The sequence below is a fragment of the Variovorax sp. RO1 genome (genome assembly GCF_002849325.1).
Taxonomy (GTDB): domain Bacteria; phylum Pseudomonadota; class Gammaproteobacteria; order Burkholderiales; family Burkholderiaceae_C; genus Variovorax.
The window spans coordinates 1951928-1978291 of sequence record NZ_PKMT01000001.1; the positions used below are offsets into that span (position 1 = coordinate 1951928).

General features: G+C 66.0%; 24 protein-coding genes. 13 read left to right on the top strand and 11 right to left on the bottom strand.

Annotation, left to right across the window (positions count from 1 at the left end; translation table 11 throughout):
* From CY658_RS09430 to CY658_RS09450, 5 genes are all read left to right on the top strand, one after another.
* The gene (locus CY658_RS09430; RefSeq protein ID WP_101489853.1) at positions 1–450 is read left to right on the top strand and encodes a GAF domain-containing protein; all 450 of its coding nucleotides are present in this window, start codon (positions 1–3) and stop codon (positions 448–450) included.
* A complete protein-coding gene (locus CY658_RS09435) occupies positions 447–1433 on the top strand; it encodes a Bug family tripartite tricarboxylate transporter substrate binding protein (protein ID WP_101489854.1) in 987 nt (328 codons plus the stop codon). The genes CY658_RS09430 and CY658_RS09435 overlap by 4 nt, the downstream gene beginning before the upstream one ends.
* Positions 1434–1498: 65 nt before the next feature.
* Positions 1499–2176: a response regulator transcription factor gene (locus CY658_RS09440; protein ID WP_257884798.1), complete on the top strand. Its 678-nt coding sequence runs from the start codon at positions 1499–1501 to the stop codon at positions 2174–2176.
* Positions 2177–2231: 55 nt separating this feature from the next.
* Positions 2232–4103 (top strand): ATP-binding response regulator, encoded by a 1872-nt coding sequence (locus CY658_RS09445; protein WP_101489856.1) that lies wholly within the window; start codon positions 2232–2234, stop codon positions 4101–4103.
* A gap of 706 nt (positions 4104–4809) precedes the next feature.
* A complete protein-coding gene (locus CY658_RS09450; protein WP_143713640.1) occupies positions 4810–5685 on the top strand; it encodes a hypothetical protein in 876 nt (291 codons plus the stop codon).
* 44 nt (positions 5686–5729) lie between these two features.
* On the opposite strand, the gene CY658_RS09455 is transcribed toward CY658_RS09450, so the two are convergent.
* From CY658_RS09455 to CY658_RS09475, 5 genes are all read right to left on the bottom strand, one after another.
* Positions 5730–8249, bottom strand: coding sequence for a TonB-dependent siderophore receptor (locus CY658_RS09455; protein ID WP_257884799.1), 2520 nt, complete (start codon positions 8247–8249; stop codon positions 5730–5732).
* A gap of 99 nt (positions 8250–8348) precedes the next feature.
* A complete protein-coding gene (locus CY658_RS09460; RefSeq protein WP_101489859.1) occupies positions 8349–9332 on the bottom strand; it encodes a FecR domain-containing protein in 984 nt (327 codons plus the stop codon).
* On the bottom strand, positions 9329–9829 hold the full coding sequence (locus CY658_RS09465; protein WP_101489860.1) for a sigma-70 family RNA polymerase sigma factor: 501 nt from the start codon (positions 9827–9829) through the stop codon (positions 9329–9331). The genes CY658_RS09460 and CY658_RS09465 overlap by 4 nt, the downstream gene beginning before the upstream one ends.
* A 166-nt stretch (positions 9830–9995) precedes the next feature.
* A complete protein-coding gene (locus CY658_RS09470; RefSeq protein WP_101489861.1) occupies positions 9996–10931 on the bottom strand; it encodes an NADP-dependent oxidoreductase in 936 nt (311 codons plus the stop codon).
* Positions 10932–10976: 45 nt separating this feature from the next.
* Positions 10977–12047, bottom strand: coding sequence for an alkene reductase (locus CY658_RS09475; RefSeq protein WP_101489862.1), 1071 nt, complete (start codon positions 12045–12047; stop codon positions 10977–10979).
* 148 nt (positions 12048–12195) lie between these two features.
* On the opposite strand from CY658_RS09475, the gene CY658_RS09480 reads away from it, so the two are divergent.
* Positions 12196–13089: a LysR family transcriptional regulator gene (locus tag CY658_RS09480; protein WP_101489863.1), complete on the top strand. Its 894-nt coding sequence runs from the start codon at positions 12196–12198 to the stop codon at positions 13087–13089.
* A gap of 74 nt (positions 13090–13163) precedes the next feature.
* Here CY658_RS09480 and CY658_RS09485 read toward each other — a convergent pair whose 3' ends face one another.
* A complete protein-coding gene (locus CY658_RS09485; protein ID WP_101489864.1) occupies positions 13164–14153 on the bottom strand; it encodes a tripartite tricarboxylate transporter substrate-binding protein in 990 nt (329 codons plus the stop codon).
* A 27-nt stretch (positions 14154–14180) separates the two neighbouring features.
* Positions 14181–15347 carry a mandelate racemase/muconate lactonizing enzyme family protein gene (locus tag CY658_RS09490; RefSeq protein WP_101489865.1) on the bottom strand — a complete coding sequence of 389 codons (1167 nt, stop codon included), beginning with the start codon at positions 15345–15347 and terminating at the stop codon, positions 14181–14183.
* Positions 15348–15451: 104 nt separating this feature from the next.
* Here CY658_RS09490 and CY658_RS09495 point away from each other — a divergent pair, with 104 nt between their 5' ends.
* Complete coding sequence (locus CY658_RS09495; RefSeq protein WP_101489866.1) at positions 15452–16351, top strand: LysR family transcriptional regulator; 900 nt, start codon at positions 15452–15454, stop codon at positions 16349–16351.
* Between the two features lie 46 nt (positions 16352–16397).
* On the opposite strand, the gene CY658_RS09500 is transcribed toward CY658_RS09495, so the two are convergent.
* The 4 genes from CY658_RS09500 to CY658_RS09515 all read right to left on the bottom strand — a co-directional run bounded on the left by CY658_RS09500 (position 16398) and on the right by CY658_RS09515 (position 20159).
* The gene (locus tag CY658_RS09500) at positions 16398–17399 is read right to left on the bottom strand and encodes an NADP-dependent oxidoreductase (protein ID WP_101489867.1); all 1002 of its coding nucleotides are present in this window, start codon (positions 17397–17399) and stop codon (positions 16398–16400) included.
* Between the two features lie 108 nt (positions 17400–17507).
* Complete coding sequence (locus CY658_RS09505; RefSeq protein ID WP_101489868.1) at positions 17508–18338, bottom strand: alpha/beta fold hydrolase; 831 nt, start codon at positions 18336–18338, stop codon at positions 17508–17510.
* 11 nt (positions 18339–18349) lie between these two features.
* Positions 18350–19336 carry an acrylyl-CoA reductase (NADPH) gene (acuI, locus tag CY658_RS09510; protein WP_101489869.1) on the bottom strand — a complete coding sequence of 329 codons (987 nt, stop codon included), beginning with the start codon at positions 19334–19336 and terminating at the stop codon, positions 18350–18352.
* A gap of 34 nt (positions 19337–19370) precedes the next feature.
* Entirely contained in the window at positions 19371–20159 is a 789-nt protein-coding gene (locus tag CY658_RS09515; RefSeq protein ID WP_101489870.1) for an SDR family NAD(P)-dependent oxidoreductase, read from the bottom strand.
* A gap of 131 nt (positions 20160–20290) precedes the next feature.
* Here CY658_RS09515 and CY658_RS09520 point away from each other — a divergent pair, with 131 nt between their 5' ends.
* The 6 genes from CY658_RS09520 (at position 20291) to CY658_RS09545 (ending at position 26317) form a co-directional block, all read left to right on the top strand.
* Complete coding sequence (locus CY658_RS09520) at positions 20291–20896, top strand: TetR/AcrR family transcriptional regulator (protein WP_101489871.1); 606 nt, start codon at positions 20291–20293, stop codon at positions 20894–20896.
* Between the two features lie 6 nt (positions 20897–20902).
* Positions 20903–21922: an AraC family transcriptional regulator gene (locus tag CY658_RS09525; protein WP_101489872.1), complete on the top strand. Its 1020-nt coding sequence runs from the start codon at positions 20903–20905 to the stop codon at positions 21920–21922.
* A gap of 158 nt (positions 21923–22080) precedes the next feature.
* On the top strand, positions 22081–23475 hold the full coding sequence (locus CY658_RS09530) for an MFS transporter (RefSeq protein ID WP_101489873.1): 1395 nt from the start codon (positions 22081–22083) through the stop codon (positions 23473–23475).
* Between the two features lie 13 nt (positions 23476–23488).
* On the top strand, positions 23489–24229 hold the full coding sequence (locus CY658_RS09535; protein WP_101489874.1) for a nitroreductase: 741 nt from the start codon (positions 23489–23491) through the stop codon (positions 24227–24229).
* A complete protein-coding gene (locus tag CY658_RS09540; RefSeq protein WP_101489875.1) occupies positions 24226–25878 on the top strand; it encodes an AMP-binding protein in 1653 nt (550 codons plus the stop codon). The genes CY658_RS09535 and CY658_RS09540 overlap by 4 nt, the downstream gene beginning before the upstream one ends.
* The gene (locus CY658_RS09545; protein ID WP_101489876.1) at positions 25871–26317 is read left to right on the top strand and encodes a MaoC family dehydratase; all 447 of its coding nucleotides are present in this window, start codon (positions 25871–25873) and stop codon (positions 26315–26317) included. Before CY658_RS09540 ends, CY658_RS09545 begins: the two co-directional genes overlap by 8 nt.
* The last annotated feature ends 47 nt before the right edge of the window (positions 26318–26364 follow it).

Genomic DNA, 26364 nt, shown 5'->3' on the forward strand with positions numbered 1-26364 from the left:
ATGGCGCAGCTTTCCTTCGAGGCGCTGGACCACGCGCTGCGGCGATCTCCGGGACACCGGCTTTTCACCGTGCTGGCGATCGACCCCGGCCTTGCGGTGTCGCAGCGCCTGTACACGAGCGATGCGGTGGCCTATCCGTGTGGCGGCACCAAGCCGCTGCACGCCGACAACGACTTCTTTCGCGAGGTGGTGCAGGGCGGTCGGGCGCGCGTTTGCGTTGATCAGGACGCCTGCCGCCGCGCGTTCCCCGACCATGCGTTGATCGACACGCTCGGCTGCCGGTCTGCCATCAACGTGCCGGTGCGGCACGGCGGCTGCACCATCGGTTCGCTGAACCTGCTGCACGAGGAACACTGGTACCAGCCCGACATGGTGCCCGCGCTGATGCGCTTCGCCGAACAGGCCGCGCCCTTGCTTCTTTCGCGCCGATACGTTGAGATGCCCGCATGACGATCCCTCGCCGCACCTTCGTGCTGAATGCCGCTGCGTCTTTGTGCGCGGCATCGCTTGCCACCGCGGCGCGCGCGGCCGGTGCGGGCTACCCCAGCAAGCCGATCACCATCGTGTTTCCCTACGCGGCCGGCGGCGCCACCGACGCCATGACGCGCCAGATCGCCGACCTCATGGCCAAGGCGCTCGGCCAGCCGGTCATCGTCGACGCGAAGCCGGGCGCCGGTGGATCGATGGCGCTGCAGCAGGTGGTGCGCGCCAACCCGGACGGGCACACACTGGTGCTCACGGCCAGCGGGACGATGGCCGTCAACCCCTACCTGTACGACCTGAAGTACAAGCCGGTGGAAGACCTGGTGCCCATCACGATCCTGGTCGACATTCCCTTCGTGGTCGTGACGAGGCCGGACTTTCCTGCGCGCACCCTCAAGGAATTCATCGCACATGCCAAGGCGAACCCGGGCAAGGTTTCGTTCGCGAATGCGGGTGTGGGCACGCAGGCCCACCTGACGCAGATGATGTTCATGAAGGAGGCCGGCATCTCGGCCAACGTCGTTCCCTACAAGGGCGGCACCGGCGCCATCGCCGACCTGCTCGGCGGCCACATCGACGCCATGATCGACAACGCCGCCGCGCAGGTCGCGAACGTGCAGGCCGGCAAGGTGCGCGCGCTGTTCGTCACGACGCGCGAGCGCAGCGAATCGCTGCCCGGCGTGCCGACGGCGCAGGAGGCCGGGCTGCCTGGTTTCGTGACCTCGGGGTGGTTTGGGCTGGCGGCGCCGAAGGGCACGTCGCAGGCCATCATCGACAGGCTCAATGCGGTGATCGTTGAGGGCATGGCGCGGCCCGAGACGCGGAAAAGGTTGATTGAGGCGGGGTGGATGCCGATGGGGAGCTCACCTGCTGAGGCAGCGGCGCGGGCCCGGTCAGACCTTGCGCGGTTTGGGCAGACTGCGCAGCAGATCGGGCTGAAAAAGGAGTAAAGGTCTGCTGACGAGTTGACTTTCGTCACTATCAGCCGGCGGCGCATGACCCTAACATGCGCGCCATGAGCCTTCCTGTGTCGACCCGAGCATCAGCCATCCTGATCGTGGACGACCATGACCTGGTGCGCCTGGGCGTGCGTGCCTTGCTCCAGGCGCAGGCCTCGCCCCACGGGCCTGCAGTCGAGGTCTTCGAAGCCAGCAGCATGGCGCAGGCACTGGCTGTGTATGAGCGCTCTCAGGCGAGCATCGGGTTGGTGTTGCTCGATCTGGCGCTTCCTGACACACGAGGTCTGAGCGGCGTGTCCGTTTTTCTCCAGCGTTATCCGCAGGCTCGCGTGGTTGCGTTGTCGGGCGCCGGCGCCACCGCGCTGGCCCAGAACGCCATTGCGCAAAGTGCGTTGGCCCAGGGTGCCAGCGCATTCTTGCCGAAGTCGGCCAACCTCAAGGAGGTGGTGAGCTTCATCCGTGCCTGCGGTCTGCTCGGGCGGGACGTGGTCGATGGCCTTCCGGGTGCGTCCAGGTGGGTCGCGCGGGCGCCCCTCCGTTCCGCCGGTGGCGCCCTGAGCTCGCTGACGGGAAGCCAGGCGCGTGTGCTTCAGATGATTCTCGAAGGCAAGTCCAACAAGGAGATCGCACTGTTGGCCGAGTTGCGCGAAGGCACGGTGAAGAACTATGTTTCGACGATCCTCTTGCTGTTCGGTGTGCAATCGCGGGCGGAACTGATCAGCAGCCTGCGTTGATTCACCACAGGAGGTGCAACGCGCTCGTCGAAGTAAAAAGAAGGAAGCCCAATTCATGAATGACGCTGCCCGATCGATGCATCAGGCCCCGGCGGCCGCCGATCTGGACCATCGGGTGCTCCGCGAACACGTGGCCTCGGTGTATGCCGCACACACGACGGCCACCTGTGCGCACATCGGCTTCGCCATTGCCATTGGCATCTTCGGCTACTTGAACATCGATTCGACCCACCACCTGCTGGTGATCGGCATGGTCGCCGCCGTCGTGTCGACGAACCTGTATGCCTTGCTTGCGCCGCGGTGGACGCCGGATATCCCCTTGTCCGAAAGCCGCCATTGGGCGCGCCGGTACACGTGGATCGTCACGCAGGTCAGCGTGACCACGGCGCTGCCCTGCGCCTTGTTTCTCGTACTCATCCAGAGCCCGGCGATGACGACCGTTGTGATCGTCGTGATCATGGTCAGCTGGACCCGGGCCATTCAGGCCCGTTGGCCGATCAAGGGGGCCATGTTCGGCTGCGGCATTCCCGTGATGGGCGGGCTGATCCTTGCGTTGATCTGGCACGGTGGCACGCTGCACTGGTTTCTGGCGCTTTTCAGTTTCGCCAATCTGGTACTGACACTGCACGAAGGGGTGAAGCAGAACAAGCGGCTGACAGCCTCCTTGATGTTGCAGTTCGAGAACGAGATGCTCGCCGCACAGTTGCGCGAACGCATCGCTGCCGTGGAGCGCGCCAGTGCGGAAAAGACCCGCTTTCTTGCCGCGGCCAGCCACGACTTGCGCCAGCCGATGCATGCCATTGCACTGTTCGGCGCAGCCATGGAAACCGCACTGCATGACCATCCTGAAAGAACGAATGCCAAACGCCTGATGCGCGCCGTCGACGCGCTCGGCGCGTCGCTGGACACCATGCTCGACGTGTCGCATCTGGATGCAGGCGTTGTCGTGTCCGAACCGCAGGCACTCGAGCTCGATGCGCTGCTTCTTGTCCTCAATCAGACCTTCACCCCTTACGCTGAACAGAAGGGTCTGCAATTGCGCATCCGTGCCAGTGGCATGTGGGTGCGCAGCGACATCCAGCTGCTGTTCCGCCTGCTTTCGAATCTGGTCGACAACGCCTTGAAGTACACCCACGAGGGCGGTGTGAGCGTGGTCGCGCGGCGACGAGGAGACAAGGTGTGGCTGGAGGTTCGCGACACCGGCGTCGGCATTGCCCCTGAACAGTTGAGCCGCATCTTCGAGGAGTTCTATCAGGTCGACAACCCGGGCCGCGACCGGGCGCGCGGACTCGGAATCGGGCTGTCGATCGTCCAGCGCTTGTCGCACCTGATGTCTCACCCGATCGAGGTGCACTCGCGACCGGGACGTGGCACGCATTTCCGCGTGGTCCTGCCGCAAGCCGAGGCAGCGATCACCGCGCCGGCCGAACTGCTGCTCGATGAACTGGAGATTCCCACGCATCGCAGCCTTGCTGCACCGAACCTGCACGGGCCCGTGCTGCTGATCGACGACGAAGCGGAGATTCGCCTGGCCATGGCGGCACTGCTGCGTGCGCACGCCGTCGATGTGGTGGCTGTGACGGACGAATCGCATGCGGTCGAAGCATTGACGCACCCGGATGCGAAAAGCCGTCCGTTCTCGATGCTCTTGTGCGACTACCGGCTGGCCGACGGGGGAGACGGACTCGAGGTCGGCCTGCGCCTGCTCGAGCGCTTTCAGCTCGACATTCCCTTGCTCCTGATCACGGGCGAGACGGCCCCGCAGCAACTGCGGCGTGCACAGTCATCGGGGGTGCCGATGTTGTTCAAGCCGGTGAGCGCCGCTGCGCTCCTGCAGGCGATGGCGGAACTGACATCCGTCACGCGGCAGACGCGGATTTTTTCTCCGGCGACCCGTCACTTCAGAGACCCATCGCCGGTTACCTGATTGTCTTGTGCGCCATTGCCAGAGCGATGGTCGCGTACTGAGCCGATGCCGGTTTCAAAGACGGCTTGCCAAGGCGTTCATATTCAAAGTCAGGTGAGAAGAATAGATCGGGGAGGAAAAGACCGAATCGTCACGCGCATCCTCTCGATATTGGAAATGGAAGACGCCGTCTTTCTTCCGATCTCATGGTTCGAATTAGGCATAACTGCCTCATAACCAAATATCAACTTCCCCATAGCTTCCAGGTCGTTGTGACTTTTGGCATGGGGAAATTTCTCCCGCCGGCCATACAAACGTCGACGGCGATCTGACGGGCCACGCTGGGAGGCCCGATCGCCATGGACAACGTTGCCATCTCGGCAGCATTGGCTTCGACACATTGAAAGGCAAGGGAATGAAATTCAAAAAATCTGCAGTGGCTGCAGCAACGGCTGTCGCCTTGATGCTTGCGGCATGTGGGGGTGGCAGCGGGGGCGGAGGTGGAGGTGGCTTCCCCGTGGGGCTTATCGGGCCTGGAACGGGCGACCCCGGAACACAAGGGCCTGGAACGCAAGGGCCCGGGGCGCAGGGGCCTGGAACCCAAGGCCCTGGAACGCAGGAGCCTGGAACCCAGGAACCCGGAACACCTGCCCCCACGCAATACGAGACGCTCCCGTCTGCCTGGAACGGCGACAAGGATGCCTACATCGCATCGGTGCCGGCCGTCTTGCAGCAACTGAACGACCAGGGCGCCAAGGGCAGCGTCCGCATGCGCCCCGTGGGAAGCAATTCGCTGTATGTCAACCCGCAAGCCGCCAACGACAAATACAGCTACAAGGAATTCACGCTCACCTTCTCCGGTCGCGATGGCTGGGACGGGGCCAGCAACGCGCTGCTGCAGCGGTTGGAAGACGAGGGCGCCAAAGGCTATGTGCTGCACCACCTGGTGGGGGAGACGCACACCCTGGATGATTCCCTCAACGCGATCCGCAAGGCCAGCTTCATCCTGGTCAAGAACGAAAGCCAGCCCGTCACCTACACCTATCGAAAATTCAGCTTCGATCTGATGCTGCCGGAAGACTTCATTGCCCAGTTGAACGCGTGGGGACAGGAGGGCTATCGCTTCCTGAATACGGAGCTGGGTCTCAGCCCGAGCGTGAATGCGATCGTCGTCAAAAGCTCTGCAGCGGCAGGGGCGACCTACAGCTACGCGTTCGAACCCATCGTCTCCGATCCCAAGCCGCAACTCACCAGTCGCGGTCAAAGCGGGTTCCGCTACAAGGGCTACTTCGAGTATTTTGCGAACCGCAGTGGACAGCCCGTCCGAGGCGTTTTCAATACCTACGAGCTCGACAGCAGCAAGCCCGCGGCAGTGGCCTATCGCTTCTCGGATGAAATGCCTGGGGGCCCCGTCGATATCAATACGACCGAAGGACTCGCGCGACTCAATGACCAGGCGAGCCAGGGATTTTTCTACTCCGGCCTGAGTGTTCCTACCGGCGCGAGCGGGGGCGCCGCGATGTTCTTCGCGGACTATGCGGTCTATGTTCAGGGCGCATTGCTGGCGGACCTCAATCGCGGAGGCGCCGTTCTGTTCCCCTAGGCATCTGACAGGGGGCCGCCTGCCTGGGCAGGCGGCCGTCCCGTCTAGAAGGTGCCGCGCAAGGTCACCATGGCGCTGCGCGGTTCGCCGTAGACATTGCCCCAGGCCGGCGCGCCGACGGTCTGGTAGTAGGTCTTGTCGAACAGGTTGTTCACGTTCAGCGCGGCCGACCAGTTGCGGTTGATCTGGTAGGAGACACGTGCGCTCCAGACGGCGTACGAGGCCTGCTCGAGCTTGATGGAACCCGTGGTGCGTGAGCTCGCGGTCTGGAAGTTCACGCCGCCGCCCAGCGTCCAGGCGTTCAGCGCGCCGGGCAGGCGGTACTCGGTCCACACGCGCAGCATGTGCTTGGGCGAGTACGTGCTGGCGAAGTCGATGCCGGCATTGGCCGTGTCGTTCATGTACTTGAAGTGGTTGAACGTGTAGCCCGCGAACACCTGCCAGCCGCGCGCCACCTCGCCGCTGATCTCTGCGTCGAGTCCTTCGCTGCGCACCTTGCCGGTGGACATGTAGCAGTAGGTGCTTCGCGTGCAGACGTTGACCAGGTCTTCTTGCGCCCGGTTGTTCTGGTCGAGGCGGAACAGCGCCACCGAGGCGTTGACCTTGCCGTCGAGCAGCTCGCCCTTCAGGCCCGCTTCGAAGTTGCGGCCCTTGACGGGCGGCAGCATGTCGCCGGCGGCGGTCATCGCGTTCTGCGGCTGGAAGATGTCGGCATAGCTCACGTACGCCGACCATTGCGGGTTGAGCGCATAGATCAGTCCGCCGTAGGGCGTGAGCACACCGTTCTCGCGGTACGGCTCGGTCGCCGGGGCGCCGGTGGTGCGGTCGCGGTCGCTGGCCCGGTAGCGCGTGACACGCGCACCGGCAACCAGCGTCAACGGGTCGGTGAGGCTCAGGCGTGCAACGCCGTAGGCGCCCGATTGCGTGATGCTTGTTTCGGTGTCGCCGCCGCGGTAGCGCCTGGCGACAAAGGTCGCGTCGCTCGGCTCGGGAATCGCCGAGACCGGATGGAACACGTTGTTGGCAACGCCCGGCAACTGCATCAGCGAGAAGTCGCTGTGGTTGAACATGCGCCCGGTGTTGGCACCGAAGCTCACCGAGTGCTTTCTGCCGAAGGCGTCGAACTTGCCGTCGACGGCAAGGTCGAGGGTCTTGTTGTCGGTCTTGAAGTCGAACAGGCCGCCGTACATGACGTTGCCGGCCAGGGTCACCGGATTCACGGCACCCAGCGGAAAGGCGTACTTGATGTCCTGCGCCTCGCGCATGTAGCCCGCGGTGAGCTTGAGCGACCAGTCGGCATCGAAGCGGTGCGCGAGTTCGGCGAACGCCGAGGTCTGCGCGCTTTTCCAGCGGTTCCAGTCGGCTGCCAGGTAGGTCGATCGGCGCAGGTGCAGGTCGGCGCCGTTGCTGTAGCTCGGCAAGCCCTGGAAGAACGGGGTGGCGCGCAGCGTTTCGTGGCTGGCCCCGATGGTGAGCACGGTCTTCGGCCCGAGGTCGGCGGCGAGCACGCCGTACAGCACGCCGGTGCGGCTCTTCGCGGTGTCGTAGAAATAGTCGCGGTCATTGCCGCTGGCGACAACGCGGCCGCGCAGCGTGCCGGCTTCGTTCAGCGGGCCGCTGGCGTCGATCTCGGTGCGGTAGTTGTTCCATGAACCCGCGCTGGCGGAGAACTGCAATTGCTTGTCGGCCGTCGGGCGCTTGCGCACCATGTTGATGGTGGCGCTGGGCGAGCCGGCCCCTTGCAGCAGGCCGGTGGCGCCGCGCACCACCTCCACGCGGTCCAGCGTGGCGGCATTGCTCGTGAAGCTGTTGGCCTGGGGGTAGTAGAAGGCGCGGTTCACGCCGTCGAACTGGTAGGTGTCCACGCGGAAGCCGCGGGAGTAGACATAGCGCCCGCCCATCGGGCTGTCGTACATCGTGATGCCGGTGGTCTGGGCCAGCACGTCGTCGACGGTGTAGAGGTTCTGGTCGTCCATCTTCTGGCGCGTGACCACCGTGACCGACTGGGGGATCTCCTTGAGCGTCTGCTCGCCCTTGCCGACGGTGACGATGCGGCTCGCATACGACCTAGAGCCCTCGGTGATCGCGCTGCGCTCGGCCTGCGCCGTGACGCGCACTTCGCTGAGCAGGTTGCTCTGCGCGTCTGCCGGTGCGGCGGAGGTGGCCGCGTTGGGCGCCGGCTGACGCAGCGTGTAGCCACCGCCCGCGCGTGCGACCGCTTCGAGGCCGGTGCCCGCGAGCAACCGCGAGAAGCCGTCGCCAACCGCATGCGTGCCGCGCAGTCCGCCGGTGCGGCGGCCTTCTGTCAGCGAGGGTTCGAAGGACAGCGTGACGCCGGCCTGTGCGGCGAAGCGCGACAGCGCGGGGCCCAGTGCGCCGGCGGGGATGTCGTAGGCCGCGGTGGTGGCTGCCGGCGGGTTCGCCTGTGCGGTCGCGGCGCCCGAAGCGGCGAGGGCGAAGGCCAGGCAGAGGGAGCGCACGCCGTGGCTCACGGCGCTCGGGCGCGGGGGCATGCAAAGAGAAAGTGGGCGCAGGGGCGCGGTGCGGGAGGAGGGCAATGCCATGGTTCGGTGGTCCTGTTCTTGCCGTACTCACAGCACGGCTCCATGGCTTGCCCGACGAAGATTCAAAAAGGGACAGGGATCGGTGAAAAAAATCAGCGGTCAGGCCGGCACCACTGTCACCCACCACCGCGTGCGCGTGAGCACCTGCACGGGCAGCGTGGTGGCCACCATCGACAGCACGTAGTCGGTATCGCGCAACTGGAACGCACCAGAGATGCGCAGGTTCGCCACCTCCGGGCTGCAATGCAGCAGGCCGGGCCGGTAGCGCGACAGCTCGGCGCAGAAGTCGGCCAGGCGCATGTTCTCGGCATACAGCACGCCTTGCGTCCACGCCTGGCTCTCGGGCGAGACGGCGGCCAGGGCCGAGGCGCCCTGGGCGCTCAACAGGGTCTGCTGGCCGGCCGGCACGATCCCCGCAGGCGCCGACGCGCCGCGCAAGGTGACCTCGACCGCGCCCTCGGTCACGGCCAGTCGCACATCGGGCGACGATGCGGTCTCGTGCGCGTCGTGGTCCTGCCGCACGGTGAAGCGCGTGCCGAGCGCGCGCAGCCGGCCCTGCACCGTCTCCACGATGAAGGGCCGCGCATCGGCCGCGGTCGTGACACGGATGGCGCCCGCGCGCAGCCGTACCGTGCGTTGCACGCCGTCGATGCGCACATCGATCGCGCTGCCGGTGTCGAGCAGCACGCGGCTGCCGTCTGCCAGCTGCACGTCGCGCCGTTCGCCGGTGGCGGTGGCGTGGTCGGAGGTCCAGCTGTCCCACGGCGCCAGGCGCCAGCCGAGCCAGGCGGCCGGTGCGGCCGTCGTCAGCACGGCCAGCGTGCGCAACGCGGCCCGTCGGTTGCCGCGTGCCTGCCGGGCCAGCACCGGCACGCCGACGCTCGCGGGCACGGCGCCGAACTTCTGCGACAGGCGTTCGGCGCGCTGCCAGGCGCGTTCGTGCGCCGGGTCCGCATGGCGCCAGGCTTCGCAGGCCGCGCGGTCCGCTTCGCCTGCGCGGCCGGAGTGCAGCCGCACCAGCCATTGCGCGGCTTCGCGCAGCACGGCGGTGTCGGGTGTGGGGGCGGGTGGCAGTGCGCTCATTCCACCAACGCCAGGCAGTGCTCGAAGCCCAGGGCCATGTGGCGCTTGACGGTGCGTTCGCTGATCGCCAGGCGCTCGGCGATCTGCGCGTAGGTCAGGCCTTCGAGCTGCGACAGCACGAAGGCTTCGCGCGCCTTGTGCGGCAGGCCGTCCAGCATCGCGTCGATGGCGTCCAGCGTCTGCAGCAATTGCAGGCGCTCTTCAGGCGACAGCGCCAGCGCCTCGGGCGCCAGCGCGAGCGCTTCGATGTACGCGCGCTCCAAGGCCTGCCGGCGCCAGTGTTCGCTGACCACGCCCTTGGCCAGCGTCGTCAGGTAGGCGCGCGGCTCACGCAGCGTGGGCAGCACCTGCGGTCGCAGCAGGACGCGAACGAAGGTGTCCTGCGCCAGGTCGGCGGCGCTGTGCGCACAGCCCAGGCGCCGGCGCAGCCACGTGCTGAGCCAGCCGTGGTGCTCCGTGTAGAGCGCATGCACGGTGCGGGTGTCGGCGGAAGGCATGAAGAGGGAAGGCGATGCAATTGAGAATTACTCGCATTTTAAGAGCATCGCGGTGGGGCGTGCTGCGCGGGCGATCCGTGGCCAGCCAGGCGTGTGCCACGGTCTGGCCATGAGCAGCCCTTGGGACGCAACGCTCCATGAGTGCATCCCTGCACAAAGGACGTGCTCAGCGTGAGAAGTCGGCCACGACCTTGCCGATGCGAGGGCCGGTGCGATTGCGTTCGATGGCTGCGGGGATGTCGCCAAAACCCACGACTTCGCTGAGCTTCGAGATCAGTGAGCCCTGGGCGATCTCCGCAGCAAGGCGCTCCAGGAGCCCGGCGTCGGCCTTGTTCTGGAACCACAGGCCGCGACGACCGGGAGGTGTGCGCGCAAGGATGTCGGGCGCCGCTGCGCTGACGATGGCGCCGTTCTTGTTCAGCACGTCCCACGAACGATCGAGCACCTCGCCGCCGGCGTAGTCGAGCACCAGATCGATGTGCTGCGCGACCGACTCGAAGCGTTGACTGCGGTAGTCGATGACGTGGTCCGCGCCCAGGCTGCCAACGTACGTAAGGTGCGCGGCCGACGCCGTGGCGAAGACTTCGGCGCCTGCCCGCTTGGCGTACTGCACGGCGTAGCCGCCCAGCCCGCCCGCTGCGCCGTGAATCAGGATGCGCTGGCCTGCGGCGATGGGGCCTGCAAGGTGCAGGCTCTGCCAGGCGGCCACGGCCGCCACGGGAATGGCGGCCGCATGCGCATCGTCCAGGCCCTGCGGCGTGCGCACCAGGTTCGCCTCGTCGACTGCCACAAAATCTGCATAGGCACCCAGCCTGCCGAGCGGCCCCATGACGCGATCGCCGACGCGAAAGCGCGAGGCGCCGGGGCCGACCGCCTCGATGACGCCCGCCAGCTCGATGCCCAGCACCGCGGGCAGTTGAAGCGGAAACGCCTTCTGGACAAGGCCTTCACGGACTTTCCAGTCGATGCCGTTGATGCCGGCCGCGCGGACCCGGACCAGAACCTGGCCGTCCCCTGCGGAGGGTCTCGAGACTTCGGCGATCTCGGCGGCAGAAGCGCCGCCATAGGCGCGGATCAACACAGCGCGTTGGGTGGTAGTCATGTGCGGTTTCTACTGTTCAAGTCGATGAGCGATGCCCGCGTCGTTTCAGTTCGCTGCCAGCGCCAGGCTCGGGTAGTCCGTGTAGCCCTTCGCGTCACCGCCGTAGTAGGAGGTGTGGTCCGGCGTGTTCATCGGTGCGTGGGTCTGGAGGCGTTCGACGAAGTCGGGGTTGGCCAGCACCATCTGTCCGTAGGCTTCCAGCTCGGCCAGGCCCGACGCCAGGTCGGTGCCGATCTGTTCGCGTGCGCGCGACGGGCGGTTCACGATGAGCGTGCCGCGCCAGAGCTTGCGGATGTCTGCCACCAGGGCCTCGTCGCCTGCGTGCATTACATGCACGTAGGCCAGGCCCAGCTTCGAGAGTTCGGTGATCAGATGGCGGTACAGGGCCGGCGCTTCGGAGCCCTCGTCGATGCCCCCCAGCTTGGCGCCGGGAGACAAACGAATGGCGGTCCGGTCGGCGCCGATTTCTTCTGCGATCGCTGCGGCCACCTCGATCGCGAAGCGGGCGCGGTTCTCGACGGAGCCACCGTACAGATCGGTGCGGGTGTTGGCGCTCGGGGCGAAGAACTGCTGGATGAGATAGCCATTCGCGCCGTGGATCTCGACCCCGTCGGCACCTGCTTCGATGGCCCGGCGAGCGGCCAGGCGGAAGTCCGCCACCGTCTGGCGAATCTCGTCGGTGGTGAGCGCACGGGGCTCGGGAATGGGCTGCATGCCGGTCATGGTGAACATCGGCGCGCCGGGGGCGATGGCCGAGGGGGCGACCGGCTGACGGTGGTGGGGCGTGTTGTCGGGATGGGACATACGCCCCGCGTGCATGAGCTGGATGAAGAGACGCGAGCCCTTGTCGTGCACGGCCTGCGTGATGGTCTTCCAGCCGGCGACCTGGGCATCGGTGTAGATGCCGGGGGTGCAGAGATAGCCCTGCCCGTCGTCGGAAGGTTGTGTGCCCTCGGAGACGATCAGGCCGACGGTGGCGCGCTGCGCGTAGTAGGTGACGGCCAGCGCCTTGGGCGTGCCATCGAATTCGGCGCGCGAGCGGGTCATCGGTGCCATCACGAGGCGGTTCGAGAGGGTGTAGCGGCCGACTTTGACGGGGTTGAAGAGTTGTTTCATGGCTATTTCGGATGAGGTTGAGAAAGTGCTCAGACCGTCTGAGCTGGCTTGAACGCGTGCGTCGCGCTGAAGAAGAGGGTTATCTTCAATTAATCCATACATGAGATAAAGATGGTTTTGTGAGATTGATTGATCCAAAATTGGCGCAATGAGCACGGAATACCTGAACGACATGGCCCTCTTCGTGGAGGTCGTGAAAGCCAAGAGCTTTCGAGGGGCGGCCGACGTGACGGGGGTGCCCAACTCGACCTTGTCGCGCCGCATCGGGGCGCTGGAAAAGGTGATCGGCTTGCGCCTGCTGCATCGCACGACGCGCAGGATCGAGCTGACCGAGGCGGGGCAGGTCTATTACGAGCGTTGCCGGCGCATCGTCGAGGAGGCGCGCATCGCGCATGAGCAGCTGGGCGAGATGCTGGCGCAGCCCACCGGCGTGCTGCGTGCGTCATTGCCGGTGGACTTCGCCACCATCTACCTGGCACCGCTGATTGCGGAGTTCGCGCGCCGCTATCCGGGCATCTCGTTCGACCTGGACCTCAGCCCCCGCCGGGTGGACCTCGTGGCCGAGCCCTTCGACGTCGCCATTCGCATGGGCGAGCAACCCAGTTCGACGCTGATTGCGCGTCTGCTGGCGCGGCTGACGCCCCACCTCTATGCGTCGCCGGGCTACCTGAAGATGGCCGGCGAACCGCGCGATCCCGCCGAGCTGCAGCAGCACGAGTGCCTTGGCTTCCCGAAGTCCGGCCCCTGGGTGCTGCATAACGACGAGGCAACGGCCGAGGTGCGTATCGGCCAGCGCTTCACGGTCACCAGCGTCGGCATGTACCGCAGCCTCGCGGTGCACGACCAGGGCATCGCGCTGCTGGCCGAAGGCGTGGTGGCCGACGACCTGGCCCACGGGCGTTTGCGTCGCATCCTGCCGGACTGGCATGGAGAGCCGGTGCCGGTGTACGCGCTGACTGAAACCCGGCTGCTACCGGCCAAGACGCTGCGGTTCATCGAGCTCCTGCAGGAGCGGTTGGCGCAGCCACGCGCCGATGAATGAACCGCTGTGCCGACGGCCTGCCATGCCGTCAAACCGAAAGCGCAGGCGCTGTCAGCCCGCGGTCCTCACCGGCATCAGTCGGCGTATTCGCCCGCGTCCTTGATCACCTTCGACCACCGCGCCATTTCGGCTTGAAGGTATTTCCTGTGGCCGGCGGGGTCGAGCCGGTCGTCATTGACGACGGTGAGGCCGAGGGCCTCCTCCCGCTTGATCAGGTCAGGATCTTTCAACGCGGTGCGCAGTGCGGCGTTGAGCTTGGCGAGCACTGCGGCAGGCGTGCCGCGCGGTGCGTACAAGCCGTGCCAGACCTGGACGTTGAAGTCTTTCAGTCCGGCTTCGGACAGGGTCGGCGTGTCCTTCAGCGCCGCGAGCGGCAGCCGCTGCAAGCTGGTGATGCCGTAGACCTTGACCTTCTTTCCTTCGATCTGCGGTACCGCGTTGGTCGCCTGTTCGCACATCACATCGACCTGTCCGCCGATGAGGTCCGTCATGGCCGGCGCGGTCCCTTTGTAGGGCACGGGCGTCATGCTCGTCTTCAGCGCGCCCTGAAGCATCAGGCCGCACAGGTGCGATGCGGAACCGAGCCCCGCGTTGGCGAGGTTCACCTTGCCGCCGTTCGACGCGATCCACTGGCGCAACTCGGCGAAGTTGCCGGCAGCGAGGCTTGGCTTGCCAATCAGCACCGAGGGCGCTTCGTTGATTACACCCAGGGTTTCGAAATCGTCCGGCACCTTGTAGCTGAGCTTGCGGTACAGGGCCGGTGCGGTGGCCATGCCGATGTGGTGCACCAGCAGCGTGTAGCCGTCCGGTGCGGCACGCGCCACCTTGGCCGAGCCGACCGTGCCGCCCGCGCCGGCGGCGTTTTCGATGATGACGGTCTGGCCCAGCGGCTTGCGAAGCGCCTCGGCCAGGTCCCGGGCGATCTTGTCGCTGGGGCCGCCGGCGGAGAAAGGCACGACCAGCGTGACGGGCTTGTCGGGAAACTCGGCACACGCCAGCGAAGCGAATCCGAGCACGGCGAGGCCGGCGCCGCAGCGCCAAAGGGGGGATCTGTATCGCGTCATGGTCTTGTCTCCTTGGGTTTGTTTGTGTCAGGCCGACAGTGCCTGCATCTCGCGGTACAGATCGGCCTTGCCTTCGAAGCCGATGCCGGGCAAGTCGGGCAGCGTCACATGGCTGTTCTCGACCTTCACGCCATCGGGGAATCCGCCGAACGGCTGGAACAGGTCGGGGTAGGACTCGTTGCCGCCCAGTCCGAGCCCGGCGGCGATGTTCAGCGACATCTGGTGTCCGCCGTGCGGGATGCAGCGGCTGGCCGACCAGCCGTGCTCCTTGAGCATGTCGAGCGTGCGCAGGTACTCCACCAGGCCGTAGCTCAGCGCGCAGTCGAACTGCAGCCAGTCGCGGTCGGGGCGCATGCCGCCGTAGCGGATCAGGTTGCGCGCATCCTGCATCGAGAAGAGGTCTTCGCCCGTGGCCATCGGGTTTTTGTAGAAGTTGCGCAGCGCCGCCTGGAGTTCGAAGTCCAGCGGGTCGCCCGGCTCCTCGTACCAGAACAGGTCGTATTGCGACAGCGCCTTGGCGTAGGCGATGGCGGTTTCAAGGTCGAAGCGCCCGTTCGCGTCGACGCAGAGCTTCTGGCCGTCCTGCAGCACTTCCATGATCGAGTCGATGCGGCGAAGGTCTTCGTCGAGCGAGGCGCCGCCAATCTTTTTCTTGACGACCGTGTAGCCGCGGTCGATGTAGCTGCGCATCTCGTCCTGGAGCTTCCGGTGGTCCTGCCCGGGGTAGTAGTAGCCGCCCGCCGCATAGACAAAAATCTTGCGGTTCGGCTTGCCGTCGCCGTAGCGGTCCGCCAGCAACTGGAAGAGGGGCTTGCCTTCGATCTTGGCCACGGCGTCCCACACCGCCATGTCGATCGTGCCGATGGCCACGGAGCGTTCACCATGGCCGCCCGGCTTCTCGTTGGTGAACATCGTGTTCCAGATCTTGTGCGGGTCGAGGTTATCGCCCGTGTCGTCGACGAGCGACGACGGGGCCGCTTCGAGGATGCGCGGAATGAACCGCTCGCGCATCAGCTTGCCCTGGCCGTAGCGGCCGTTCGAATTGAAACCGTAGCCGACCACCGGCTTGCCGTCGCGGATCACATCGGTGATCACCGCGACAAGGCTCAGCGTCATCTTGCTAAAGTCGATGTAGGCGTTGCGGATGGGCGAGCTGATGGGAATGGTTTTCTCGCGGATTTCGACGATCTTCATGGCGGGCTCCAGGGGTCTTTGATTGAGAGCCTTGATGGTCCGCCGCACGGGATGTTTGGGCCAATGCTCCTTTTCGCTGCTTCCATGCACTGGACGAACCGCACATGAATCTGATCTGGCTTGAAGACTTCGTGGCCCTGGCTGCCACCGGAAATTTTTCGCGCGCCGCGGAGGACCGCCACAGCTCCCAACCCGCATTCAGCCGGCGCATTCGTGCCCTGGAGGAGTGGATCGGCGCCGAGCTTTTCGACAGGAGCTCGCAACCCGCCCAGCTGACCGAGGTCGGTGAATGGTTCACCGGCGTGGCACAGGAATTGATCGCCAGGGTCGCGCGGGTGCCGGGTGACGCCAAGAAGGTCGCCGAGGCCAGTTCGGTCACCTTGCGCATCGCGTCCACGCATGCGCTCTCGTTCACTTTTCTGCCGCGATGGTTGCGAAGCCTCGAATCAAACACGACGCTCGGGCCGGTGCAACTGATGTCCGATGTGCTTCAGCGTTGCGAAGCACTGATGCTGCAAAGCAAGGTCCAGTTTGTGTTGAGCCACGCGCACAGCAAGGCGCAAGGGGCGCTGGATGCGGAGCCGTACAGATCGACCCGCATCGGCGAGGATCTGCTGATCCCGGTGTCGGCGCCGGACGAGAAGGGGCAGGCGCGTTATCAGCTCGCGCGTCGAGGTGAATCTGCCGTCCCCATGCTCCAGTACACCGAGGAATCAGGGCTGGGGCGCATCATGCGCGCCGTGATCGGCCGCAGGCTGGAGTCGGTTCCCGCGCAGGCCGTCTTCACGGCGCATCTCGCCTCTGTCCTTCGAACGATGGTGCTGGATGGCAGGGGGATCGCGTGGTTGCCGCAGACGCTGGTGGAGGACGACATCGACCAGGGGCGGCTTGTCGCAGCGGCGAGCAACGAGTGGGAAGTTCCCCTGGAGATCAGGCTCTATCGCGACAGCGAGCTTTTAGGGAAGGCCGCGAACGCGTTCTGGAACGCCGCCATTGGCGTGTGAGCGGGGCAAGGGCCTGATCGAAGACGCTGGGCCAGACGTGCGGCAGCTACACCACTTGCACCACGACCTTGCCCTTGGCGCGCCCACTGTCGACGTAAGCCAAGGCTTTGTGGGTGTCCTGAAACGGGAACACCTTGTCGACGACCGGGCGAATGGCGCCGGATTCGATGAGGGCGGTGATCTCTCGCAACTGCGCCCCGTCGGCCCGCATGAAGACGAAGCTGTAGTGGCCCCCGTTCTTCTTTGCCTTGTGCCTGATGCCGAAACTCAACAGGCGCAGCACTTGCCGGAGCGGCCAGGCCAGTCCTCGCGCGATGGCGAACGCCGGGGTGGGCGGCCCCGAGATGGAGATGAGGTGCCCGCCCGACTTGAGAATCTGGAGGGATTTGTTCAGCTCGCCACTGCCGAGGCTGTTCAGCACCACGTCGTAGTCACGAAGCACCGTGGCGAAGTCCTGCTGCTTGTAATCGATGACGACGTCCGCGCCCAAGGCCTTCACCCAGGCGACGTTGGCCGTGCTGGTGGTCGTGGCCACGAACGCACCGAGATGCTTGGCAAGCTGGATGGCGATGGTGCCGACGCCGCCGGAGCCGGCATGGATCAAAACCTTCTGCCCCTTTTTCAGCTGGGCGGTTTCGACCAGCACCTGCCAGGCGGTCAGGGCCACCAGAGGAAGGGATGCGGCTTCGACCATGCTGAGGTTCGTGGGCTTCAGCGCCAGCGATGATTCCTTGACGGCGATGAACTCGGCGAAGGTGCCGATGCGATCGTCGTCGGGGCGCGCATAGACCTCGTCGCCCGGTTTGAAGCTGCGAACGCGAGCGCCGACTCGCACGACCGTGCCGGCCAGGTCGTTGCCCAGGATCAAGGGGAAGCGGTAGGGAAGAATCAGTTTGAATTCGCCGCTCTTGATCTTCGAGTCCAGGGCATTGATGCTCGCCGCGTGGATCTGGATCAGGACGTCATCGTCGCGCAGCTCGGGCTCGGGCATTTCAGCAATGCGGCCGACTTCTTTCTTTCCGTAACGATCGATGATGAACGCTTTCATGGGCGACTTTTTTCCAGAGTGTTTGATTGAATGGGTTCGAGGTCGTCCCGCACCGCAGCGTGCGGTCGGGAAAGTCGGCCTGAAGCCGGTCGCAAAAGATGCCGTCGCTTAGTCATTGAGAAAGGCCAGCGCCTTGGGCACGAACTCGCCGTGGTACTGGAAAATCCCGCCATGCCCGGCGTCTTTGTAGATGACCAGTTGTGAGCCAGGAATGCGACGCGCCATGTCATGGCTGTTCACGGTAGGCACCATGATGTCGTTGTCGCCATTGGCGATCAACACAGGGATGCGGATGCCGCCCAGATCCTGGGGTGCCTGTCGGCCCCAGGCCTTGATGGCCTTCAGCTGCCGCAGGAAGGCAGGGGGCGTCGGGCCCTTGTCCCGATCCGCCTTGCGCTCCTTCAGTCGCTCCAGGAAGGCTTTCGCGGCTTGACGACCGTTGGCCGTGGAGGTGAAGAACAGGTAGGTCTTCGGATCGCGCAGCGTCAACAAGCCTTTGGCCATCAGCGGCCAGGAAACCGCTCCGACCTGGTCGATGCCTGTGCCGCCTGCCGGCCCCGTGCCGGTCAGGATGAGTCGGCGCACCAGGCCGGGGGCTTTCAGCACGATGTCCTGCGCCACGAAGCCTCCGAGGGAGAAGCCGAGCAGATCGATCTTCTCGAAACCCAGTGCGTGGATCAGTGCGATCGCATCCCGCGCCATCGCATCGATGGTCACGGGTGCCGTGCCGCCTGAAGCGCCGATCCCCCGGTAGTCGATGGCGATGATGCGATGCCGGCGGGCAAGTCCATCGACGATCCGCGGGTCGAAGTTGTCGAGGACTGCGCCCCAGTGGTTGAGCAGGACCAGCGGCACGCCACTGCGCGGCCCCAGGTCGCGGTACGCGAAGGCAGTCCCGTCGACATCGATCGAGAGGTTGGGGGCGTCGATGTAGGGCATGCGCGATCCGGTCAGGCGTTCACATCCACGATGGTGCGCCCCTGGACCTTCCCTGCGAGTACCTGGCTGGCGATTTCAGGAACCTCCGCCAGGCCAATCACCTGGGTGGTCCGTGCCAGCTTGTCCAGGTCCAGGTCGCTGGCCAGACGCGACCACGCCTGCAGCCGCGCAGGCTGCGGCGCATTGACCGAGTCGATACCGGCGAGGGTGACGTTGCGAAGAATGAAGGGCAGGACGGATGCCGGCAGGTCCGCTCCCTGTGCGAGGCCGAAGGCCGCGACCACGCCGCGATACCGGGTCTGCGCCAGGACGTTCGCCAAGGTATGGCTGCCGACCGAATCGATGGCCCCGGCCCATCGCTCTTTTGAAATGGGTGCGCCCGCTTCGGACAGGGTGTGGCGGTCGATGATGTCCGCCGCGCCCAGTGCACGCAGGTAATCGGATTCCTCGAGACGCCCGGTCGATGCGATCACGCGATAGCCCAGGCTCGACAGCAGTGCGATCGCCACGGAGCCGGCGCCGCCATTGGCGCCGGTCACCAGGATGTCGCCACGCTCGGGCGTCAGGCCGCCATGCTCCAGCGCGAGCACGGACAGCATGGCGGTGAATCCGGCGGTGCCGATGGCCATGGCGTCCCGGGTCGAAAAGACCGCCGGCACCTTGACCAGCCAATCACCGCTCACCCGCGCCTTCTGAGCGAAGCCACCGTGGTGCGTCTGGCTCAGTCCCCAGCCGGTTGCCAGCACACGGTCGCCCGCGACGAGGCCGGGATAGGTCGACGACTCGACGACGCCGGCAAAGTCGATGCCCGGAATCAGCGGAAACTGGCGGATGACCGGTGACCGGCCGCTGAGCGCCATCGCGTCCTTGTAGTTCACCGTCGAGTACTCGACCGCGACGGTGACGTCGCCCGGCATCAGGTCCTCGTCGTTGAAGTCGATCAGGTTGGTTGAGATGGTGTCGCCGGTCTTGCTGGCGAGCAGTGCCTTGAATGTCATGCGCTGTTCCTTCCTTTCTGGCGTTCTTACCGTTTCAGGCGGCGGTTCGATAGCGCTGCGCCACATGCGCCTGCCGGATGTCCGCGACCAGGGCCTGACGTGCCGCGTTCAGCGTTTCCCAGCGCGCGGCATCGTGCAGCGGCGGGATGGTCACGAGTTCACGGCGGTCGAATCCGGCCAGCGCGGCATCCACCAGCTCTTCCACGCCCATCAGGTCCGGCATCGCACTGACATCGATGCCCGCGCGCTCCCAGATCTCGGTGCGGGTGCCGGCCGGCAGCACCGCCTGCACGTAGACGCCCTTGGGCGCGAGCTCCAGGCTCAACCCCTGGGAGAGGAACAACACGAAGGCCTTGGTCGCGCCGTAGACCGACATGCCGAACTCGGGCGCCAGGCCGACCACCGAGCCGATGTTGACGATCGTGCCTTTGCCGGCTTGCACCAGGCGCGGGGCGACGGCACTGGCCAGCCTGACCAGCGCAGTGGTGTTGAGGGTGACCAGGCGGGCGACGTCGTCTGTCGATTGGTCGATGAACGGGCCGGACAGCGCGGCCCCGGCGTTGTTGATGAGGGTGTCGATCCTGGCGTCCTCACGCAGGCGCGCCTCGACGGCGGCCAGGTCGCCGGGCTGGGTCAGATCGGCCGCAAGGATGTCGACGGCAGCGCCGGTTTCTTCACGCAGGCGCGCCGCGAGCGTTTCCAGCCGGGCCTTGTCGCGTGCCACCAGCACGAGGTCGTGGCCGCGGCGTGCGAAGCGGTCGGCATAGATGGCGCCAATGCCGGTCGAGGCGCCCGTGATGAGAACAGTGGAAGAGGAGGTCATGTGTTGTGCTCTTGATGGGAAGTTGTCTCAATGATGTCGATCGTCATCTTTGATGTCAAGGGCTTTGATGATGAATAACATCAATGTATATTCATGGCTTCACTGATGGCATACCGAGAGAGATCCTGGACATGAAGGTCACCAAAGCGCAGGCCCAGGCGAACCGGGCGCACATCGTCGAGACGGCTTCCACGCTGTTTCGCGAGCGTGGCTACGACGGCGTGGGCATCGCCGACCTGATGGCGTTCGCAGGCTTCACCCACGGCGGGTTCTACAAGCACTTCGAGTCCAAGGCCGACCTGATGGCGCAAGCCGCGAGCTGCGGTTTCGCGCAGACGGCCGCCAAAGCCGACGGCGCCGATGCGGTCGCGTTCGTCAAGCAGTACCTGTCCCGCGAGCACCGCGACGCGCCCGGCGACGGCTGCACGATGGCCGCGCTGTGCGCCGACGCCGGCCGCCAGCCGGAGGCGGTCAAGACGGCGTTCGCGACCGGCATCGAAAGCGTGCTCGGCACGCTGGGCGCCCCGTTCGACGCGCCCGAACGAGGCAAGCAGCGCGCCAAGGCACGCGCCCGGCGGATCGCCCTCATTGCGCAGGTCGTCGGCGCCATCGTGCTGTCGCGGGCCTGTCCTGACGACTCGCCGCTCGCCGATGAAATCCTCGACGCCTGCCGCAGCGCCGTCCTGTCGGGGCTTTCCCCGGCGGCCCCGGGCGCGTCGGATTCCCCGATCAGCTGAGTCCGTATGAAGTCCGCAGGCCAGAAGGGAACCGTGTCCATCGAACTGGTGCACGAGGCGATCCATGCCGCGGCGCTGAGGAACATGGACATCAGCCGCGTCCTCGAGAGCGCCAAGATCGATCGCGAGCTGTTGAACGCACCGCGTGCACGCATCTCGGCGGCGGCGTACTCGCAGATGTGGGTGGCGCTGGCCGACCTGATGGACGACGAGTTCTTCGGCCTCGACAGCCACGGGCTTCGCCGCGGCAGCTATGCGCTCATGACGCGCGCGGCCGTCAACGCCGACAACCTGGCGCATGCGCTGCGCCGCATCCTGAGGTTCCTCCACGCCACGTTGGACGACTTCCGCGGCGAGCTGGTCTGCGATGGCGACGAGGCGCGCGTCGTGCTGCATGACGGCGGCGTGCTGCGCCGGCTGTTCGGCTACGGGACCTGGTTCATCCTGGTCCACGGCCTGGCGTGCTGGCTCGTGCACCGGCGCATTCCCCTGCGCGAGATGCAGTTCCGGTGCCCGCCGCCCGGCGACGACAGCCACTACCGCACGCGCTTCTGCGAGAACGTGAAGTTCAACGGCGAGACCACGCACATCAGCTTCGCCAGCGATCTGCTGGACCTGAAGATCGCAGAGTCGCCCGCCACGGTCGACAACTTCCTGCGGGAAGCGCCGGCCAACCTGCTGGTCAAGTACCGCAACGATGCAAGCACCAGCGCCCAGGTGCGCAACAGGTTGCGAAGCCAGATGCCCGAGGCGTGGCCCGAACTCGAAAAGCTCGCACAGGAACTCTGCGTTTCCGGCACCACGCTGCAACGCCGCTTGCAGCAGGAGGGCGTGAGCTACCAGCGCGTGAAAGACGACTTGCGGCGCGACATCGCCATCGACCTCTTGTCGAGCGCGTCGCTGACGGTGGCCGAAGTCGCCGCGCGCACCGGCTTCCAGGAAACCAGCGCCTTCCATCGCGCCTTCAAGAAATGGACAGGCGTCAGCCCGGGCGCCTATCGCTCCTCCGCGCCCGCGCCGGAATAAGCCGAAGCTGCGGCGCTCGCCGACGCTGGCTGGTGATGCCGGCATGTCCGAACGCCCCATCCAGATCGAGACGCGCGGGCATGGAAGCGCACCGCCTGCAGAACTAACCTCCCGTCGACATCGCAACTCGCGATAGAAAAAACGACAGGAGACAAAACATGCAGCAGACCGGCAATCAGGTCGACATCCACGCGTTGGCGGGGCACTCGCGGTTCAACCGTTTCCACGGGCTCGTGCTCTGGTGGTGCGTGCTGATCCTGGTCATCGACGGCTACGACCTGGCGGTCGTGGGGGCCGCGCTGCCATCGATCATGAAAGACATGGGCGTCGATGCCACGAGCGCCGGCGTCATGGCCGGCTCGGCGTTGTTCGGGACCATGCTGGGCGCGATCTTCCTGGGCACCCTGGCAGACCGCATCGGCCGCCCGCGCATGATCGCGGTGTGCGTCGCGCTCTTCAGTGTCTTCACGGCGCTGACCGGGCTGGCCACCGAACCCATCGGCTTCAGCGTCGCGCGCTTCATCGCGGGTCTCGGCATCGGCGGGGTGTTGCCCATCGTGACTGCGCAGATGGGCGAGTTCGCACCGGCGAAGTTGCGCACGCGTCTGGTGACGATGGTTTTTGCGGGCTACTCCGTGGGCGGCATTCTGGTCGCGCTCACCGCCAAGCAGCTCATCGAGAGCCACGGATGGCAATGGGTGTTCTATGTGGCCGGCTTGCCCGTGCTGCTGATTCCACTCATCCTGAAAACGATGCCCGAATCGCTGTCCTTCCTTCTCAAGAAGGGTGACCAGCGGCAGCTTCGCGAAATCGCGGCCAAGCTCGCACCGGAGCGGCCGAACGCAGCCGGCACCGTGTATGTCGGCGCGTCCACCGACCGCCTGCACGACGCGCCGGTGCGCACCCTGTTCGATGCCGGACGCGCGTTCAGCACCGTGATGATCTGGGTGGCCTTCATGACGGGGCTGTTCATGGTCTACGCGCTGAACTCCTGGCTGACCAAGCTCATGGCCATGGCGGGATACAGCCTGGGCTCGGCCCTGAACTTCGTGATCGTCTTCAACGTCGGCGCGATCGTGGGCGCGATCGGCGGCGGCCTGCTGAGCGACAAGTTCAACATCAAGCATGTGCTGGTGGCGTTCTACGTGGTCGGGGCTGCGTCGCTGGCCGCGCTCGCGTACACGAAGTCGACCGAGTTGCTGTTCGTCGCCGTGTTCGTGGTGGGCGCGTCCACGCTCGGAACGCAATTGCTGGCCTACGCGTATGCCGGCGATTTCTATCCACCGGCCGTGCGTTCGACGGGCGTCGGCTTCGCCTCGGGTGTCGGCCGCATCGGCGCCATTGCCGCGCCGATCCTGATCGGCTGGCTCGTGTCGCTGAGCCTGCCCATCGAGCAGAACTTCATGGCGATCGCACTGGCCGGCGTCATCGGCGCGGCGGCGGTGTCGTTCGTGAACCAATCGCGCGCCGCGTCGACCCAGGCCAAGGCCGCGCGCGCCGCCACCGGCGAAGCAGGCCGTGTGGACGGGGCGATTCGCCCGGCTTCGAAATAGCAAGGAAACCTCAATGAACCGAATGATGGCGCCACCGCTGGAGGCACACGCGTTGCAAGGAGCGGTCGACTGGGCCATTGCCACGCGGCGCAGCGTCCGGGCGTTCCTGCCCGGGCCGGTGCCGCGGGAAGAGGTCGAGGCGATCCTCTCGACCGCGCGCTACAGCGCCTCCGGCATGAATATGCAGCCCTGGCATGTGCATGTGCTGACCGGGTCCGCCAAGGCCCGCCTGTCGGCTGCGATTGCCGTGCTCGACGACGATCCCGGCCGGTCGGGCGAGCTGCTCGAGCCCTACGACTACTACCCGCGCGAATGGTTTTCGCCGTACCTGGAGCGGCGCCGCAAGGTCGGCTGGGACCTCTACGGATTGCTCGGCATCGCCAAGGGCGACAAGCGGCGCATGCACCTGCAGCACGGTCGCAACTACCGCTTCTTCGATGCACCCGTGGGCCTGTTCTTCACGGTGGACCGCGAACTCGAGGAAGGCAGCCTGTTGGACTACGGCATGTTCCTGCAGAGCGTGATGGTGGCCGCGCGCGGCCGCAACCTCCACACCTGCCCGCAGGCCGCATTCCTGAAGTTTCATCGCCAGATCGCGGACCTGCTGGGCATTCCCGCCGGCCAGATGCTGGTCTGCGGCATGAGCCTGGGCTACGCCGACACCTCGTCGGTCGAGAACTCGCTCGTCACCGAGCGCGAGCCCGTGTCCGCCTTCACGACATTCCACGACACCTCCAAGGAGACCACCGCATGAGCGCGCCATCCTATGCACAGGGCCTCGAACGCTGCGCGGCAAATCATGTGCCGCTCACGCCGCTGGGCTTTCTCGACCGCGCGGCGCTCGCGCATCCGAACCGCGTGGCGGTGGTGCACGGCAACCTCACGCGAACCTGGGCGCAGACGCGCGAGCGCTGCCATCGCCTGGCGTCGGCACTGGCGATGCGCGGCGTCGCGCCGGGCGACACCGTCTCGGTGCTCGCGCCCAACACGCCGGCCATGCTGGAGGCCCACTTCGGCATTCCGCTGGCCGGTGCGGTGCTCAACGCGATCAACCATCGCCTGGATGCCGAAGGCATCGCGTTCATCCTGCGCCACGGCGAATGCAAGTTGCTGCTGGTCGACCGCGAGTTCGCCGCCACGGTGGCTGCTGCGCTGAAGCTGCTCGACCATGCGCCTGCAGTCATCGACATCAACGACCACCTCGCACCACCCGGCGAACCCATCGGCGAGACCGACTATGAATCGCTGCTGGCGAGCGGAGACCCGGACTTTGCCGGCCGGTGGCCCAGCGACGAGTGGCAACCCATCGCCCTGAACTACACCTCCGGCACGACCGGAGACCCCAAGGGCGTGGTCGCCAGCCACCGTGGCACCTACCTCATGAGCCTGCTGCAGATCACGAACTGGGCGATGCCACGGGCGCCGAAGTACCTGTGGACCCTGCCCATGTTCCACGCGAACGGATGGTGCTTCACCTGGGCCGTGACCGCGGCCGCGGGCACCCATGTCTGCCTGCGCCGGGTGTCCGCCGAAGCCGTGCTGGAGGCCATCGAGCGCCACCAGATCGATCACCTCTGCGCAGCGCCTGTCGTGATGGCGATGCTCGCGGACACAGCAAAAGACATCCGGCTGATGCGCCCCGTGCGCGTGCTCACGGCCGGCTCTCCGCCGCCGCTCGCCGTGCTCAACGCGGTGCTGGCGATGGGCTTTGACGTGGAGCACGTCTTCGGCATCACGGAGGTTTCGGGCACGCCCGTGAGTTGTGTGTGGCAGGACGGCTGGGACGATCTGGCGCCCGCCGAGCAGGGCGCGCTGCGCGTGCGCCAGGGCGTGCGCGCCGCCATGTTCGAAGGCCTCATGGTCGGCGACGCCGACACCCTTGAGGCCGTCGTGCCCGACGGCAAGTCGGCAGGGGAGCTCATGCTGCGCGGCAACACCGTGATGATGGGCTACTTCAAGAACGAGGCCGCAACGCGCAAGGCGCTCGCCGATGGCTGGTTTCGCACCGGCGACGTCGCGGTCCTGCATGCCAACGGGTATGCGCAGATCACCGACCGGTCGAAGGACGTGATCATCTCGGGCGGCGAGAACATCTCGTCGGTCGAAATCGAAGATGTCGTCCATGGACACCCGGCGGTGCTGCACGCCGCCGTAGTGGCCCAACCCGACCCCAAGTGGGGCGAGGTGCCGTGCGTGTTCATCGAGCTCAAGACCGGTGTCGCCGCGCCCACCGAACAAGAGATCATTTCGTTCTGCCGCGAGCGGCTGGCTCACTTCAAGTGTCCGCGCCGGGTGATCTTCACGCCCTTGCCGAAGACGGCCACGGGAAAGATCCAGAAGTTCCGCTTGCGCCAGCAGGCCGGAAGCCAGGACGCCATCACCCGGCTCGCGAGCCATGGCTGAGTGCGAAGCGGCCGCGGTCCTGGGGCCGGTCGGGCCCGGCTATCGCTTCTCGCGGCCCCACACCTTCGACGAAGCGCAGGTGCGTGCCTTCGCGTTGGCCGCGGGAGACGAGAACCCGCTGCACCACGATGCGGCCTTTGCACAGGGCACGCGCTTCGGTGGGTTGATCGCCAGCGCGACCCACACCACCTCGCTGTTGATGGGGCTGACCGCCAGCCACTTCGCCACGAAAGGGAAGGTGCTGGGCATGAACTTCTCGGTCGACCTGCTGCGTCCCGTGCGGGCGAGCGAGACCGTGCTCATCGAGTGGCGCGTGACATCGATGGCCGCGCATGCGAAGGGCGGTTGCGTTCTCGAATTGCAAGGTGCGATCAAGAGCGCGGACGACCGGACCAGCGTGCTCGCACAAGGCACGGTGCTTTTCACGCCCGCCGCATGAGCGCTTTCCGCGTCAGCGTGCGCGTTCACGGGGGCATTGCCCCAACA